The organism is Pseudomonas sp. LjRoot277 (assembly GCF_964253845.1).
GTDB lineage: Bacteria > Pseudomonadota > Gammaproteobacteria > Pseudomonadales > Pseudomonadaceae > Aquipseudomonas.
In genome coordinates this window covers 4408293-4424438 of sequence record NZ_CAXURI020000001.1, presented here as the reverse complement: position 1 = coordinate 4424438, position 16146 = coordinate 4408293, and the positions used below count along the sequence as shown (strand labels likewise).

The 16146-nt window shown below is 61.1% G+C and carries 17 protein-coding genes; 9 read left to right on the top strand and 8 right to left on the bottom strand.

The window, feature by feature from the left end:
- Positions 1-316: 316 nt before the first annotated feature.
- Positions 317-811, bottom strand: coding sequence for a PaaI family thioesterase (locus ACSQ87_RS20825; RefSeq protein ID WP_436274285.1), 495 nt, complete (start codon positions 809-811; stop codon positions 317-319).
- Between the two features lie 65 nt (positions 812-876).
- Positions 877-2475: a winged helix-turn-helix domain-containing protein gene (locus ACSQ87_RS20820; protein ID WP_436275111.1), complete on the bottom strand. Its 1599-nt coding sequence runs from the start codon at positions 2473-2475 to the stop codon at positions 877-879.
- A 243-nt stretch (positions 2476-2718) separates the two neighbouring features.
- Between ACSQ87_RS20820 and ACSQ87_RS20815 the strand changes: the two genes are divergently transcribed.
- From ACSQ87_RS20815 to ACSQ87_RS20800, 4 genes are all read left to right on the top strand, one after another.
- Positions 2719-3471: an SDR family oxidoreductase gene (locus ACSQ87_RS20815; protein WP_436274284.1), complete on the top strand. Its 753-nt coding sequence runs from the start codon at positions 2719-2721 to the stop codon at positions 3469-3471.
- Between the two features lie 42 nt (positions 3472-3513).
- Positions 3514-3927, top strand: a complete 414-nt coding sequence (locus ACSQ87_RS20810; RefSeq protein WP_150656204.1) for a cupin domain-containing protein — start codon at positions 3514-3516, stop codon at positions 3925-3927.
- A gap of 95 nt (positions 3928-4022) precedes the next feature.
- Complete coding sequence (locus tag ACSQ87_RS20805) at positions 4023-5120, top strand: HlyD family secretion protein (RefSeq protein WP_436274283.1); 1098 nt, start codon at positions 4023-4025, stop codon at positions 5118-5120.
- Positions 5117-6712: an MFS transporter gene (locus ACSQ87_RS20800; RefSeq protein ID WP_436274282.1), complete on the top strand. Its 1596-nt coding sequence runs from the start codon at positions 5117-5119 to the stop codon at positions 6710-6712. Before ACSQ87_RS20805 ends, ACSQ87_RS20800 begins: the two co-directional genes overlap by 4 nt.
- Before the next feature lie 8 nt (positions 6713-6720).
- On the opposite strand, the gene ACSQ87_RS20795 is transcribed toward ACSQ87_RS20800, so the two are convergent.
- Positions 6721-7575, bottom strand: a complete 855-nt coding sequence (locus ACSQ87_RS20795; protein ID WP_436274281.1) for a LysR substrate-binding domain-containing protein — start codon at positions 7573-7575, stop codon at positions 6721-6723.
- Positions 7576-7722: 147 nt separating this feature from the next.
- Here ACSQ87_RS20795 and ACSQ87_RS20790 point away from each other — a divergent pair, with 147 nt between their 5' ends.
- Genes ACSQ87_RS20790 through ACSQ87_RS20775 form a run of 4 tightly spaced genes read left to right on the top strand, consistent with a single transcriptional unit; the run spans position 7723 to position 11944 of the window.
- Positions 7723-8775 (top strand): agmatine deiminase family protein, encoded by a 1053-nt coding sequence (locus tag ACSQ87_RS20790; RefSeq protein WP_436274280.1) that lies wholly within the window; start codon positions 7723-7725, stop codon positions 8773-8775.
- A 4-nt stretch (positions 8776-8779) separates the two neighbouring features.
- Positions 8780-9688, top strand: coding sequence for an N-carbamoylputrescine amidase (gene aguB / locus ACSQ87_RS20785; protein WP_436274279.1), 909 nt, complete (start codon positions 8780-8782; stop codon positions 9686-9688).
- 1 nt (position 9689) lies between these two features.
- Positions 9690-10793: an extracellular solute-binding protein gene (locus tag ACSQ87_RS20780; RefSeq protein WP_436274278.1), complete on the top strand. Its 1104-nt coding sequence runs from the start codon at positions 9690-9692 to the stop codon at positions 10791-10793.
- 29 nt (positions 10794-10822) lie between these two features.
- The gene (locus tag ACSQ87_RS20775) at positions 10823-11944 is read left to right on the top strand and encodes an agmatine deiminase family protein (RefSeq protein WP_436274277.1); all 1122 of its coding nucleotides are present in this window, start codon (positions 10823-10825) and stop codon (positions 11942-11944) included.
- Between the two features lie 38 nt (positions 11945-11982).
- Here ACSQ87_RS20775 and phnE read toward each other — a convergent pair whose 3' ends face one another.
- The 4 genes from phnE to ACSQ87_RS20755 are packed head-to-tail and all read right to left on the bottom strand — an operon-like array spanning position 11983 to position 15213.
- Positions 11983-12750, bottom strand: a complete 768-nt coding sequence (gene phnE / locus ACSQ87_RS20770; protein WP_436274276.1) for a phosphonate ABC transporter, permease protein PhnE — start codon at positions 12748-12750, stop codon at positions 11983-11985.
- Positions 12747-13574, bottom strand: a complete 828-nt coding sequence (locus tag ACSQ87_RS20765) for a PhnE/PtxC family ABC transporter permease (RefSeq protein ID WP_436274275.1) — start codon at positions 13572-13574, stop codon at positions 12747-12749. Before ACSQ87_RS20765 ends, phnE begins: the two co-directional genes overlap by 4 nt.
- Entirely contained in the window at positions 13568-14365 is a 798-nt protein-coding gene (locus tag ACSQ87_RS20760; protein ID WP_223430459.1) for a phosphonate ABC transporter ATP-binding protein, read from the bottom strand. The genes ACSQ87_RS20765 and ACSQ87_RS20760 overlap by 7 nt, the downstream gene beginning before the upstream one ends.
- A complete protein-coding gene (locus ACSQ87_RS20755; protein WP_223430458.1) occupies positions 14362-15213 on the bottom strand; it encodes a putative selenate ABC transporter substrate-binding protein in 852 nt (283 codons plus the stop codon). The genes ACSQ87_RS20760 and ACSQ87_RS20755 overlap by 4 nt, the downstream gene beginning before the upstream one ends.
- Before the next feature lie 291 nt (positions 15214-15504).
- Between ACSQ87_RS20755 and ACSQ87_RS20750 the strand changes: the two genes are divergently transcribed.
- Complete coding sequence (locus ACSQ87_RS20750) at positions 15505-15813, top strand: panthothenate synthetase (protein ID WP_223430457.1); 309 nt, start codon at positions 15505-15507, stop codon at positions 15811-15813.
- Between the two features lie 45 nt (positions 15814-15858).
- Here ACSQ87_RS20750 and ACSQ87_RS20745 read toward each other — a convergent pair whose 3' ends face one another.
- On the bottom strand, positions 15859-16110 hold the full coding sequence (locus ACSQ87_RS20745) for a hypothetical protein (protein ID WP_436274274.1): 252 nt from the start codon (positions 16108-16110) through the stop codon (positions 15859-15861).
- Positions 16111-16146 lie beyond the last annotated feature (36 nt).

Here is a 16146-nt window from a genome sequence, read left to right as displayed (position 1 = left end):
GGACCCGAGCGGACCTTGAAGCCCTCGCGAGAGACGAGTGAGCGAAGCGAAGCGAACGATTTGAACCGTTTGTCAGGCGTACAACCCATACCCAGCCGCGATGATCAGCGGAGAAACCAGCAGCATTGTCCAGAACCCCGATTTTGGAACAGCAATGAAACGTCACCAGCACCCGCCCGTTGACCAATACGGCTTCAAGGGCAGGATATTCAACCTCAAACCTTATCCCGTCCCCGAAAATCCAGTTGCCGCTAACTTCGAGCATCCAGCCATGAAGGCGCTGCATGCGGCCAGCCAGGTTGTTGAGTGGAGCAACCTACCGACTATGAGCAACGGCGGCCAGTTGTTCGGTATCCACGCGAACAAAAACGGAGTCTCCAATAGCCGTGAGCACTTCCCCCGCGTAGACCTCGCAGATGACGCGAGTTTTGCGTCCGACTTCACCTTCGACTTTCGCGCGCAGGGTTAGCGGTACACCCATCGGTGTCGGTTTGATGAACTTGATGCCGAGGTTGCCAGTGACGCAATTGATGCGGGGGAGGCTCCCGACTTCGCGGTGTTCCGTACGGTAGTGATAAGCCATCGCCGTCCAGTTTGAATGGCAATCAACCAGCATCGCTGTCAGTCCGCCGTAAACCAGATCCGGCCAGCCGCAATACTTGGCATCGGGCAAGTGCTCGGCCATGACATGCACGCCGTCCTCATGCCAGAAGCTCTTGATGTGAAGCCCGTGCGGATTACTGCTGCCGCAGCCGTAACAAACGCCTTCAGGCGCGGCGGTGTCTTGCAGGGAGGTGTCGAGCCTGGACATACCGTGGTCATCCTCAAAAATTTGAACCGAACCTGTCGGATTTTAACGCTGCAATCGTGCTTCGGTCACTCGGGCAAGCCGGCCAGCCGCAGTCCATCCGCGAACCGCGCGAGATCCTCGGGCCGCTGGATGGGCAGCCAGTCTCTCAGGTTGGAGACGCGCAACGATGGTTCCAGCTCGTGCAGGCGTTGTATCGCCTGCTTCGCTTTGTCCATTTGTCCGGTGAGCGCATGACTGGCCGCCATCAGGGCAACCGAGGGCAGGAGGGTGGGCAGGTTCCCCAGCGCCTTCTCCGCCCAGGTCGAAGCGGCGTCGTAGCGCCCGGCGAAGAAATACGCGAGCGCCATTCCCACCTGCATCCGGAACATTTCCGGGTCCAGCGGGCTCAAGCGAACGGCATGGGTCAAATGCTCAATCGCTTCGTCTGTTTCACCGCGCAGTGCGCGCAGGATACCGCCCAGGAACCAGGCGGGGGCGAGGTTGGGATTGAGCAGGCGTGCCCTGTCGAGCAGGGCAATGCCGCCATCGACATCGCCAGCGAGATGAGCAAGCGCATGTCCGCCTCGCGTCAGCGCCACCGCATCATCCCGACCGAGTGCCACCGCCAGCCGCGCAAGCCGTACGCCTTCGGCGATCTCTCGAGTCCGATCGATCATCCAGCCATTCAACTTGCGCCAGAAATGGCACCAGGATGCCATGCCATAGGCCGATGCAAATTCCGGGTCAAGCTCAATGGCCTTGTAGAACAATGGCAGCGCCACCTCGATGGCTTCCCGGGTGCCGCTGTGCAGTTTCGCCATGCCGCGCAGGTAATAGTCGTAGGCGTCCAGGCTTTCCGTCGGTTTGCGCTTGGCGCGTTCGATTTCCGCCCGTTCCAGCTGCGGCGCGATGGCTCCGACGACGCTTTCGGCGATTTGATCCTGCAGTTCAAAGATGTCGTCGAGCAGGCCTTCGAAGCGATCCGCCCAGATATGCGTGCCGTTTGTTGCGTCGATGAGCTGCCCGGTGATGCGTACCTTGTTCCCCGATTTACGCACGCTACCTTCGAGCACGTAGCGCACGCCGAGCTCCTGGCCGACGCCCCTGACGTCCACCGCGCGGCCCTTGTAGGTGAAGCTCGAATTGCGTGCGATGACGAACAGCCAGCGGATTCGCGACAGGGCGGCGATGATGTCCTCGACCATGCCGTCGGCGAAATATTCCTGCTCCGGGTCGCCGCTCAGGTTGTGGAAGGGCAGGACGGTAATGGAGGGTTTGTCCGGGAGGACGAGCGAGGAGGGTGGCGTTTGCTTCGGATCCACGGGCGCAATTTCGTCGGTGCCAGGCCCGTCAGGCTGTCGTGCTCCGTCGATCTCGCCGACCTTGATCTCGCCGACGAAGCGGTAGCCCTTGCGGGCGACCGTGCGCACCAGTCGCTGTTCCTCGCCGGTATCGCCGATGGCCTTGCGCACCGCATTGATGTGGCTGGTGATCGTCGATTCCGAGACGATCCGGCCGTTCCACACCGCCTTGAGCAGGTCGTCCTTGCTGACGACGCGATCGCGGTTGTTGACGAGTTGCAGCAATAGATCGAAGGCCTGTGGCCCGACGGCCACGACTTGCCCGCGCAAGGTCAGTTCCCGGCGCTCCTGATCGAGTACGTAGTCTTCAAACACGAATGGCAAGGTGCGGATCCCCTGGTCGAGCGCCCTCGACTCCGTGTCCGAGCTGGCGATTGGTACGTGGTGCCGATAATACGGCAGCGCGTAATCCTCTGCACCGTCCAGCAAGCGGCTTCTTTGGACGAAAAACCAAGCTTGCCCGAAGACAAACCCAAGGCCGGCACAAGGACTTCCCTCGCGCGCGCAGGCACTCTCTTTCTACATCGACAGCAATGGTTGCTGTCGAGAAGCGTAGGAAGAGAACCCATGAAGATCGTCGTCATCGGAGGCACCGGCCTCATTGGATCGAAACTTGTGCAGAACCTCCGCGAGCGCGGCCATGACGTGCTCGCCGCCAGCCCCAGCACGGGCGTAAACAGCATCACCCGCGAGGGCTTGGCCCAGGCGATGGATGGTGCTGACATCGTTGTCGACGTGGCGAACGCGCCGTCGTGGGAGGACCAGGCCGTCCTCGAGTTTTTCGAAACATCGAGCCGTAACCTGCTCGCCGCCGAAGCGGCCGCCGGGGTTCGCCATCACGTTGCCCTGTCGATTGTCGGAAGCGAACGGCTTCCCGAGAACGGCTATTTCCGGGCCAAGGTCGCGCAGGAAAACCTCATCAAGGCGTCCGGCATTCCTTACACCATCCTGCGTGCGACGCAGTTTTTCGAGTTTGTCGGCGGCATTGCGCAGTCGTTTACCGTCGGCGAAGAGCTTTGCGTTTCACCGGCGCTGATCCAGCCGTTGGCGTCCGACGACGTAGTGGCGGCGCTCACCGACGTCGTACTGGCAGCGCCGGTCAATGGCACGGTCGAAGTCGCGGGGCCCGAAGCCATGCCGCTAGACGAGCTGATCAGGCGCTTTCTGCGGGTCACTCAGGATACTCGCCAGGTCATACCGGACGTACACGCGCGCTACTACGGCGCCGAGCTTGACGATCAATCGCTGACCCCCGGCAAGAACCCGCGCCTGGGCGCGATCCGCTTCGAAGACTGGCTCAGTCAGTCGACGGCCGGGTAACGGGCCGCGACGTCACAACTCACACCACGAAGGAGAATTGTCATGTTTACCCGATACCTCTTGGCCGCTGCCTTTGCAGTGCTGTCGATCAGCGCAGCGTCGGCCGCCGAGCCGCACGCCGGCAAGGTGACGGTCGTGTTTGACCGTCCCATTCCCAACATCCCCGGCAAGAGCATGAAGGGCGTAGTCGTCGAGTATGGGCCGGGCGCCGCGTCGCCGTCCCACACCCATCCGAAAACGGCCTTCATTTATGCAACGGTCCTGGAGGGCTCGTTTCGCATCAAAATCAAAGGCGAGCCGGAAAAGATCTACAAGGTCGGCGAAAACTTTGTAGAGGAGCCGGGCTCCGTGCACGAAGTCAGCGCCAACGCCAGCGACACCCAACCCGCACGCCTGTTGGCCGTATTCGTCCTCGACACCGATGAAACACCGCTCGTTACACCGATCAAAAAGTGAGCCGATGACTCGCTCATGAATGCTCGACAGCCCGGCGGCAGGCCACTGCCGCCATTGGCTGCTGTAGTCCCAGGCATTGAACAGGAAATGACAACATGAACTCGCTTCAGGACAAGGCCGCCATTGCCACCGGCGCAACTGCCGAGATCCCTGTCGTGGTGGTGCGGCAAAGCAAGAGAAAGAAGATCGGCATCCTGCTGTGCATCGGTGCCGTGGTGGTCCTGGCTGGCGGATGGGCCATGGCGCTTTCGAGCGGTGCGACTTCCACCGATAACGCTTATGTGCGCGGCGACGTCACGTCGCTCGCCGCAAAGGTTGCCGGCTATGTGACTGCGGTCGAGGTCGAGGACAACCAAACCGTCCGGGCCGGTGACGTCCTGTTCCGTATCGATGATCGGGACTACCGCGCACGGCTGGCGCAAGCCGTGGCCAATGTCAGCGCTGCCCAGGCTCGCCTGACCCATGTCGATGCAGAGACCCAGCTTCAGCGTGCCTTGATTCGACAGGCCGAAGCCCAGAGACGTTCGGGCGTGGCCGAGATGAATCTGGCGACCAAAACCCATGATCGCAGCCACAAACTGATTCTCAGCAACGCGGTCAGCCAAGCCCTCGTCGATGAAAGCGATGCGGCACGATCGAGAGCCGAGGCGACGGTATCGGCCGCTTCGGCATCGGTGGAGGCGCAACAGCAACACATCGCCGTCCTTGTGGCCGAGCGGGAAGCTGCCGTTGCTGCGGTGACGCAGGCGCAGGCCGCACGAGATCTCGCCCAGATCGATCTCGACAGCACCGTGGTACGCGCGCCGGTTGATGGCGTGGTCGGTAACCGACAGGTCCGCATCGGCCGTTTTGTTACGACGGGCGTTGCCTTGCTCGATATCGTGCCGGTCAATGACGTATGGGTTGTGGCGAATTTCAAGGAAACCCAGCTCGAACAAATCCGCCCCGGTCAGCGCGTGCGAGTCACGGTCGACGGCTACCCCAGCGGGGCACTTGAAGGCGTGGTCGACAGCTTTGCACCGGGTAGCGGGTCGGCGTTCAGCTTGCTCCCCACCGACAACGCGACCGGCAACTTTGTGCGTGTCGTGCAGCGCGTTCCGGTGAAGATCCGGCTTGTCCACAACCCGTTGCCGGGCCGCATCGTGCCGGGCTTGTCCGCCCGTGTCGAGGTTGCGCATGGGGAGGGATCATGAACGCGGATGCCAGCGCGACGCGGAGCAACACCAGCGCTACGACCGGTGTCTTGCTCATGGTGGGCATCGTGCTTGCCACGCTGACGGAAGCGATCGCCAGCACCGTTCTGTCGCTCGGACGCGGCGACATCATCGGCGATACCTATGCAACGCCTGATGAGTTCGCCTGGCTGGATATCGGCTACACCGCGCTCAAGCTGATCGGGTTCATGACCGCGCCTTGGCTGCTGACGCGTTTTAATCCGCGGCACGTGTTCATCGGCTCAACCCTGGCCATGGGCATGGCATGCGGCATTGCCGCCATCACCGCTCGGCTGGACCTGCTGATCGCGCTTCGAATTATTCAGGGCTTCGCTGGCGGCACCCTGCTGGTCGGGGGGCAGACGATCATATTTCGTGCCTTTGCGCGATCCCGCCAACCCATCCTTCAAGCCCTGTTTGCCATGGGCGCCGTTGTCGCGTCCGCAACGCTCGCCCCGGCCCTTCAAGGGTGGTTGATCGATAGCCAGTCCTGGACATGGATTTTCTTCAGCGTTGTTCCGGTGGCCCTGGCGGCGACCGGATTTCTGCTGATCGCAGACGGTCCGATGCCAGCCAAGGTCCGGCACCGTCCATTTGACTGGGTCGGCTTCGCGCTGATCGCTGCCACGCTGTTCTGCTTCACCTACGTTCTTAGCCAGGGCAGTCGATGGGACTGGTTCGAAGAGCCTCGCATCCTCTGGCTGAGCGTGATCGGCTCAGCCGCGCTGCTGGCATTTCTCGGCCAACAAGTGTTGGCCAAAGGCCAAGGTCTGTTCGACTTCACCCTGTTCGAATCGAGTGATTTTTGCTTCGCCTTTATCGTCAGTTTTGTCGCCGGCGCCGCCTTGTTTGGCAGCGCGTTTTTGATCCCGGCATTCGCCCTGTCGGTCCTCGCGTTCACGCCTACCGATGCCGGCCTGCTCCTGTTGCCCAGTGGCGGGTTTTTTATCGGCGGACTCCTCATATCGGCTTATCTCATGCAGGTCCGCCGCGTTCCGCCGGTCGCCACCGTGCCCTTTGGAATCCTGATGATCATGGTTGCGATGTGGATGCTGTCCGGTTCGACCAGCGAAAGCGGCACGGACGACATGATGGCGGCCATCCTGTTGCGCGGTCTGGGCCTTGGCTTCCTCTTTCTGTCGATCACGCTGATCGCGTTCAGCGACCTCAACAGCCGCAACCTCGCCTGCGGAATAGGCCTCTTCAATACGGGGCGCCAGTTGGGCGGTCTTATGGGTGTCGCAGGACTTCAGACACTGATCGACCATAACGTCGTCGCCAATGCCGTGGTCCTCGGCGCCAATGTCACTCCGGGAGGGGCCGCGGTCATCGAACGGCTGACGACCACGACAGCCATGCTGTCGGTGAAAGGGATGGATGCAGCGGCTGCTGGCCGGGCAGCGGTGAGTCTCCTGGGCCGGGTCGTGTCAGGTCAGGCCACTGTGATTGCCTTCGACACAGCGTTCATCGCTGTTGCCCTGCTTTTTGTAGTCGCCGCGCCCATGCTGGTTGGCATCAAGATCGGACTCTCGAAATACGCGAAAGTACGCGCTGCGCGAACCGTAGTGTGAGGCTTCACTCAGTCCAGGTTACCCAGCAGCCACTCACTGAAGCTTCGCGCCAGCACATTATTCTCACTGTCACGATGGGTCAGCATGGCCCAGTTCGGGCCGCGAATGGTTTGCTCCACCAAGGGTTGCAACAATCCTTGGGTGCGCGCCTGCCGACTCAATAACTGGCTGACCAGGGCGATACCGAGCCCCGCGCACGCGGCGTCCAGCAGCAGGCCGGGGTCGGAGAAATTCAGCCCCTGATCCTTCTGGCCGACATCGATGCCAGCTTCCACCGCCCAGTGACTCCAATCCATTTCCCGCTCGCCATGAAGGGTTGTGCGCTGTTCCCGTGGCAGTGCCAACAAGCTTGGGTGACACGCCGGGTAGAGGCGGTCGGCGTGCAGCACCTTGAAGCTGCACTCGGCTTGGGAACTGATGTCATCGCGCACTGCGAGGTCGATGGTCTGGGTGGTCATGTCCGGGACTTCATCGGTACTGAAAATCCACAGGTCAACGTCCGGATGCTCGCGGCGAAAATCCCCCAAGCGTGGCAGCAGCCAGTGACGGGCGAACGCCGGGGTGGTGTTGAGGACCAGTTGGTTGGGTTTCTGGTATTGCCCAAGACGGCGAATGCCGACGGCCAGTTGTTGCAGCAACGCCTGGGTGGTGCTGAGCAGGTCATGACCGGCATCGGTCAGGCTGACGCTGCGTCCACTGCGAAAGAACAAGGGTTGTTCGAGGTACGCCTCAAGGCTGCGGATCTGCTGACTGATCGCCGATTGGGTGAGGTGCAACTCGGCGGCCGCCTTGTGGAAACTGCCCAGCCGGGCGGCGGCTTCAAAGCCGCGAAGGGTGCTGAGTGGCGGCCAGTGTTTGAGCATATTGATAAGTTCCTCTAATCATTTGTCCGCTAAATCCATCGTTTGTTTGCCTGATTTTACGGCCGTAGCATGCATGCCAGGAACACCCAAGCAGTTTTGTTGAACACAATGGCTTAACTAAAAGGGCTTTTTATCATGCAGCATGTCATGCAGCAGAATGAAATTCGAAACAGCGGTTGGATGATGCCGGCCGAGTGGGTCAGGCACGCCGCCACCTGGATGGTCTGGCCGCACAACACAGCACTCTGGGAGTCCGGTTGGGGCGTGACATTGCCTCTGGTGCAAGAGGACTTCGCTCGCGTGGCCAACGCCATCGCTCGTTTCGAACCGGTGAAACTGGTCGTCGACCCTTCTGCTATCGCCAGTGCCAAAGCGTTATGTGGGCCGAACATCGAATTGATCGAGCTGGCGGTGAACGACAGCTGGTGCCGGGACTCCGGTCCGAGCTTCGTCTGCCATCCGCAACATGGCCTGGCCGGGGTGAGCTGGCGTTTCAACGCGTGGGGCGGCAAGTCGGCCCATGATCTGGACGAAAGCCTGGCTCGTCGTGCACTCAATCATTTGGGCGTGGAGTGCTTTGGTACCGCGCTGAGCAATGAAGGCGGAGCCATCCATGTGGACGGCGAGGGCACGCTGATCACCACCGAGTCGGTGTTGCTCAACCCCAATCGCAACCCGGGCATGAACAAGGCGGAGATGGAGGAAATCTTCACGCGTCTGCTGGGTGTGAAGAAGACGATCTGGCTGCCGGGTGATCCGGACTACGTGACCGGCGATATGACTGACGGCCATGTCGATGGCGTATGCGCGTTCGCTCGCCCCGGGGTTTTGCTGGTGGACGCCACCCGCGACCAGCACTCGGTGTATGCCGAAGTAGCCCGCGAAAACCGTCGTGCCCTGGAGCTGGCCACCGATGCCCAAGGCCGACAGTTCGAGCTGATCGAATTGTATGAAGCCAGCGATGCCGTGGACACCGAAGCTGAAGTGTTCTGTGCCTCCTACACCAACTTCTACATCGCCAACGACGCCATCATCATGCCGGCCTACGGCATTGATGCCGACAACGTCGCGGCCACCGTACTGCGGCAGGCATTCCCGGGACGCGAAGTGGTGCCGGTGCGGATCAATCACCTGGCCCACGGTGGTGGCGGTGTGCATTGCATCACCCAGCAACAGCCCGCCTGGCCGGTGGAGGGTTGATACCATGACGCTTCTGACCATCGCCACCACCCAGATGCCCTGCACCTGGGACCTGCAACACAACCTCGATCAGGCCGAGCTACTGGTGCGCGAAGCCGCGGCCAAAGGCGCCCAGGTCATCCTGTTGCAGGAGCTGTTTGCCACGCCGTATTTCTGCATCGAGCAAAGCCACAAGCACCTGGAGCTGGCCGCCGAATATCGATACAGCCCTGTACTCAAGCGCTTTGCCGCATTGGCCCAAGAGTTGGGTGTGGTGCTGCCGCTGAGTTGGTTCGAGAAGGCCGGCAATGCCTACTTCAATTCCTTGAGCGTGGCCGATGCCGATGGGCGATTGCTGGGTGTGTATCGCAAGACCCACATTCCCAACGCCATCGGCTATCAGGAGAAGGAATACTTCAGCCCCGGCGATACCGGTTTTCGTGTCTGGGACACGGCGTTCGGGCGCCTGGGTGTGGGGATCTGCTGGGATCAGTGGTTCCCCGAAACCGCGCGCTGCCTGGCGTTGATGGGCGCTGAAGTCCTGCTGTTTCCCACCGCCATCGGTTCTGAGCCTGGCTGCGCGGCGCTGGATTCCCGTGACCACTGGCAGATGACCATGCGCGGCCACGCCGCCGCCAACCTGCTGCCGGTGGTGGCGGCCAATCGCGTCGGCCGAGAGGCGGCGACCACCGATCCGACCTTGCAGATGAGCTTCTACGGCTCATCCTTTATCTGCAATCACAAGGGCAAGTTGCTCGCCGAGGCCGACCGTGACAGCACCGGCGTGCTGGTGCAAAGCCTGGACCTGGCCGCGATGCGCGAAGAGCGCTTGAGCTGGGGCATTTACCGCGATCGCCGTCCGGACATGTACGGCGCGCTGTTGACTCAGGACGGTCGTCACACCCATGCACGCTGGAAGACTCAAGAGGTTTGATATGCACTCGATCAAAAAGCTGTTGAGCGGTGCCTTGGGCCTGGCGCTGGGCTGTGCCTTGCCGGCGCTGCACGCGGAAGAGAAAACCCTCCGGCTGTACAACTGGGCCGACTATTTTGCCGAGGACACGCTGGCCAAATTCACCGCCGAAACCGGGATCAAAGTGATCTACGACGTCATGGACGGCAGTGAGACGCTGGAAGCCAAAATGCTCGCCGGCGGCAGCGGTTATGACCTGATCTTCCCGGGCGACACCGTCGCCGAACGCTTGATGCGCGCCGGCAGCCTGCAACCGCTGGACCGGTCAAAAATCACGGCCCTGGATGACATCGAACCTGGCTTGCAGAAGCTGCGAACGCATTACGAGTATTCGCGCCAGGCCACCGTCCCTTACACTTGGGGCACCATCGGCATGACCTACAATGCCGAGCAGATCAAACAGCGTTTGCCGGATGCTCCGGTCAACAGCCTCGACATGTTGTTCAAACCGGAGCTGGCTGCCAAATTTGCCGACTGCGGCATTTCGATGATCGACTCGCCGGACGAAGTGCTGGCAGTGGTGCTCAATTATCTGGGCCGCGAGCCACGCAGCGCCAAGCCTGAAGATCTGGCAGCGGCGAGTGAGCTGCTGCTGAAACTTCGGCCGTACATCCGCAAGTTCCAGTCGCAGCCGGTCACCGATCTGGTGAACGGCAACCTGTGCCTGTCCCTCGGTTACAGCGGGGACATGACGCAGGCACAACGGACGGCGGATTCCGCCGGCAAGAACGCCATGTTTCAATACCGTGTTCCCCGTGAAGGCACCACGGTGTGGATGGACGCCATGGCGATTCCGGTCGACGCCAAACATCCGGAATACGCCTATGCCTTCATCAACTTCGTCATGCGCCCGGACAACATGGCCGACATCAGTAACTTCACCGGCTACCCCACCTCCAATGCCAAGGCACGTCCGAGCGTCGATGCGACCATGCGCAACAACCCGGATATTTACCTCGATGAGGCCACTTACGCACGGCTGATCCCCGGCAAGGACATTCCCCAACCCGATATGCGGGCGCGCATGCGCACCTGGACCAAATTCAAGACGGCCACCGCGAAATGACTTCAGACAAACATTCCAGGGATCAACACATGCCGACGCGTCGTGAGTTCATCAAACAGGTATCGGTCGTCGCCGGTTTGGGCGCGGCAGCGTCTATCGGGCTTGGCCTGACGCCCCTGCGCGCGCAAGCGGCTCCCTCCGGTTGGCGAATGCCGGATGAGGGCGACAGGCATCAGCGGGCCTTCATCGCCTTTGGCGCACAGGAAGCGATCTGGGAAGATTTCACCCCCGACGTACAAGCCGCCGTTGGCCTGATCGCTCGCACCCTCGCGCGATATGAACCAGTGACCGTGTTCTGTCGTGAGCGTGAACGGGAACTGGCCGAAGAACACTGCGGCACGGCTAACATCAGCTACGTCACCAGCGAACTCGACGACATCTGGATGCGCGATATCGGCGCCAACTTCGTCATCGATGGGAAAGGCGAGCTCGGCGCCGTGGATTTCAACTTCAACGGCTGGGGCAACAAACAGCAGCACGGCGAGGATGCGCAGGTTGCCGCACTTGTGGCTGACATTGTGGAAGCCCGTCATTTGCGCAGCGAGTTGGTGGGCGAGGGCGGTGGTATCGAAGTGGATGGTCACGGCACGGGGATCATGACCGAAAGCAGCTGGATCAATGCCAACCGCAATCCCGATTGGAGCAAGGCCGAGATCGAGCAAGAGCTGAAAGCGCGCTTGGGCTTGCGCAAGATCATCTGGCTGCCAGGGATCAAAGGTAAGGACATCACGGATGCCCACGTCGATTTCTACGCCCGATTCGTCAAACCAGGCGTGGTGATCGCCAACCTCGACAACGATCCTCAGTCATACGATTACAGCGTCACGCGGGCCCATTTGGACATTCTCAAAAATGCCACGGATGCCGATGGCCGCAAGCTGCAAGTGCATACCGTGTCGCCACCGCTCAACCCACGAAAGAGCAAGTTCAGCCGCAACAATCCAGACTTTGCGGCAGGCTACATCAACTACTTCGTGATCAACGGGGCGGTCGTTGCGCCCGAGTTTGGTGACCGGGCGGCAGACTCCAAAGCCTTTGATTTGTTGTCCGAACTCTACCCGGACCGTGAGGTGGTGCAGCTCAACATCGACGCGATCTCTGCCGGTGGCGGCGGTATCCACTGTGTGACCAGTCACCAACCGTTGGCTTAGTCTGGAACAACTCTTTGCCATCGGGTGCTGCGAAGCCGTCAGGCCTTGACCCAGCGTTGACGGCTCCAGCTGCTTAATGTGTCGACGGCAAATACCAGCAGCAGCATGGCCAGAATGACCGTGCTGGCTTGAGCTTCCTGGAACAGGCTGAGGCTGACATAGAGCATTTGCCCCAAACCACCGGCACCGACGAAGCCGAGCACACTGGCCATGCGGATATTGTTTTCCCAGCGGTACAGGATGTAGGCCAGTAGCTGTGGCACCAGGTTGGGCAGTGATCCGTAGCAGAACGCGCATACGGCATTGCCGCCCTGCAAGCGGATGGCTTCGGCCGGTTCGGGTGGGGTGTTTTCCAGCGCTTCGGCGAACAGCCGGCCGAGCACGCCGGTGGTGTGCAAGGCCAAGGCCAGGGTGCCAGCATTGGGGCCGAGCCCGGCGGCGAGGACCATCAGCGCAGCCCACACCAGTTCCGGAACCGCGCGCAAGGCGTTGAGCACCAGGCGCGACGGGCTCTGCAATGGCCAGCCGAAGCGCCCGGCCGCGGGCAATGCCAATAGCAGACCGAATACCGCCGCGAGCAGGGTGCCAAGGGCGGACATGGCGATGGTTTCCAGGGCGCCGTGGCCGATGGCTTGCAGGTGGCCCGCGCTCAGGTCCGGGCTGAGAAAACGCTGCGCATAAGCGCCCATCTGCTTCAGGTTGCCGCTGCCACCGAGCTCGCCGAGGTCGATGCCCAAGTAGATGAACGAGGCGACCACCGCTGCGCCGATGCACAGGAGCAGCACCAGGTTGATCAGGCGATTCATGCCAGCCTCCAGCGCAGCAGGCGGCTGAGTTGATCGGCGAGCAGTACCAATACGAGAAACGTCAGTAACAAACTGGCCACTTCGCCTCCGGCGAACATGCGCAACGACAGGTCCATTTGCTGGCCCAGACCGCCGGCACCGACGAAGCCCATCACCACCGAGGCGCGAATGGCGCATTCCCAGCGGTACACCGTGTACGACAACAGTTCCGCAGCGACATTGGGCAGGATCCCGTAGAAAAAGGCTGCGAGCCGACCGCTGCCAGCCTGCAGCAGTGCGTGCGCCGGGCGCTGGTCGACCGACTCGAAAATTTCCGCGTAGACCTTGCCCAGCATGCCGCTGTAGGTAATGGCGATGGCCAGTACCCCGGCCGTCGGGCCCAGTCCGACGGCGCGCACGAACAAAAGCGCCCAGACGATTTCCGGCACGCTGCGCAGGAAGATCAATAAACCGCGTACCGGCCAACGCAGCAGCTGACCCCAATAGCTCGGGTGACCGGCACGGGAGGCAGCAGACAGCGACAGAGCCCGACTGGCCAGCAGGCTGGCGGGGACGGCCAACAACAACGCCAGGGCCATGCCGGCCGTGGCGATGGCCAGGGTCTGCAGAGTGGCTTGTACTAACAGCTCAACGAATTCCTCGCCATGGGCCGGTGGCCAGAAGGCTGAGACAAACCGGCCCATCTCGCTCTGACTGTCACTCGCCACCAGAACACTGAGGTCCAATTCGCTGAAGTGGATGCCCGGCCACAGCAAGGCAAGGGCCAGTAAGGTGAACAGCAGGCGGGGCCGGGTGGCCGGATCTCGGGTATCACGGGTCAGCATCGGGGAATCTGCACACTCAAGGGCGCCGGAGTAATCGGTGGGGATTGCAGTTGTTCGTTGGCGTAGAGCTTGTCGAGCAGCCCGCGGTCGACGTCGCTGGCAGCAAGGTCGAACATGACCTGCCCATCACGCAAGCCGATGATCCGCGAAAAGTGCGCCAGGGCCAGCTCCACCGCATGCAGGCTGGCGACCAGGGTGACGTTGTGCTGCCGGGCATGGCGACAGAGCACCGAAAGCGTGTGCTCGGCCAACACCGGGTCCATGGCCGAAACCGGCTCATCGGCCAGCAACACCTCGGGCGCTTGATACAACACGCGGGCAATGCCCACGCGCTGTAACTGTCCACCGGACAGTTGCTGACATTGCGCGAACAACTTGTCGCTGAGGTCGAGCCTGGCCAATGCCGCGCGTGCGCCCGGAATATCCACCGGATGCAGCAAGTTCAGCAGACTTTTGCCCAGGCCCCACTGGCCCAGCTTTCCAGCCAGAACCGCGGTGACCACGCGCTGGCGCGGTGGCAGCGGGGGCGCTTGATGGATCAGACCGATGCGCGCGCGCAGACGCTGACGCTGACGGGCAGAAAGCTGCCAGGCTCGCTCGCCGAGTACCTGCAGCTCACCGTCGTCCGGTCGCAGGGCGGTGGCCAGCAAGTTGAGCAGGCTCGACTTGCCCGCGCCGGACGGACCGATGATGGCGACCTGTTCGCTGGCACCGATGTGCAGGTCCACCCCACGCAACGCATGGACGCCGTTAACGTGGGTAAGGCTGACCTGGGTCAGATGCAACGTCATTTGAGCAGTTCGGCAGCGCGTGCGGCTTCCTCGATGCCCTTGTAGTTCTCGGGTTTGGTTTCGATGAATCGGCTGGCGGCCTGCAGATCCAGAATCTCCTTGTCTTTCGGGTTCGCTGGATCGAGCGCCAGGAAGGCGGCCTTTATCTTGGCCGCCAGCGCCGGGTCGAGGGTCCCGCGTACCGTCCAGTTGTAGTCGTAGTAGGCCGGGGTGGTCGCAAACACTCTGACCTTGGTGGTGTCGACCTTGCCGGCGGCGACCAGTTTTTCCCACACGCTGGCGTTAAGTACCCCGGCGTCCACCTTGCCGGCCTGGACCCAGGCGACAGTGGCGTCATGCGCGCCGGAATAGCCCACGCGGCTAAAGTAGGTTTCCGGCTTGATGCCGTCCTTGAGCATGAAATAGCGCGGCATGAGACTGCCAGACGTGGAGGACACCGAACCGAAGGCGAAGGTCTTGCCCTTGAGGTCGGCGAGGGATTTGACGGCCGGGTCGGCGGTGATGAATTTGCTGGTGAACTGGGCGTCCTGTTCGCGCTGTACCAGCGGAATGGCATTGCCGGTTTTCAGGCGTGCCTGCACGAACGTGAAGCCGCCCAGCCAGGCCATATCGATTCGGTCGGTGGCCAGCGCCTCGACCACGGCCGGATAGTCGCTCACGGGAACGAACTCGACCTTCATGCCCAATTGCTGCTCTAGGTAGGTGCCCAGCGGCTTGAACTTGCGCAGCAGTTCGGTGGGGGCTTCATCGGGAATCGCGCTGACTTTCAGGGTGTCGGCGGCCTGCGCCAACAGGGTGCAAAAAGACAGGGTCAAGCCGACAGCCAATGCCAGGGTACGGTTGAGCATGAAAATTCTCCGGTGCATTAAGGCAAAAATGTCGATACGCCAAGCGCAAGCTGGTTGCTGCATGGCGCTTTGTGAGGGTAGACGAAATGGAGCGAAATTGACCGCTTTTGGCCCGATTGTCAGTGCGAAAAGCCTGAAGCCGATCCGGCCAGGATGATCCTTGGGTTAACGCTTTTAGCAGCCCGAAATCGCCATGTTTCATGACCGCCCGTAACCCGGCCCGAGGGTTGGCTCACGCTTCGCTATTCTTCATGACACTACCGGGTTGCAAGTGGAACAGAGGATTGAATGATGAAGATGTTACTGATGGTCGAGTGCCCTAACGAACCCTTCAACTCCCTTGTCAAAGCGGGGACGGTGGGCGAGGTTATTGAGCGCATCCTGAACAGCATCAAACCGGAGGCGGTGTACTTTACTGAACAAGATGGCATGCGTGCTGGGATTTTTGTGGTCGACGTACAAGACCCCTCCGACATCCCCGCTTTTGCGGAACCTTTTTTTCTCAACTTCAATGCTACCTGCAAGTTCCGTGTTGTGATGAGCGCACAGGATTTGCAAAAGGCCGGTCTGGAGACACTCGGGAAAACGTGGGCGTGCTGAGAGGCCATTTGGGGTCGGTACTGACGACCCCGATCCGCCTGTTCGTCAGTTCCGTACAGTCCACAGCATGGTCTGAACCCTGATATGCGGATGACTGACCAAAGGTTCCCATTCATCGATGAAAGAGAAACCCTGCTTTAGATAGAAGTTCGAGGCTCGCTCTTTCCACTGCTCGTCACTGTATTGAACGGCCGTTTGGTAACTCACACCAAACGCTGTCGGCGTGTCCAAAAGCGCAGCGAGACGGACTTGCTTCAAAAGCATCCAGTCTTTGGCTTCCGTCAATCGAATGGCCATGATCTTCCTTGAAGATGGCGAAACTTTAGACTGGCT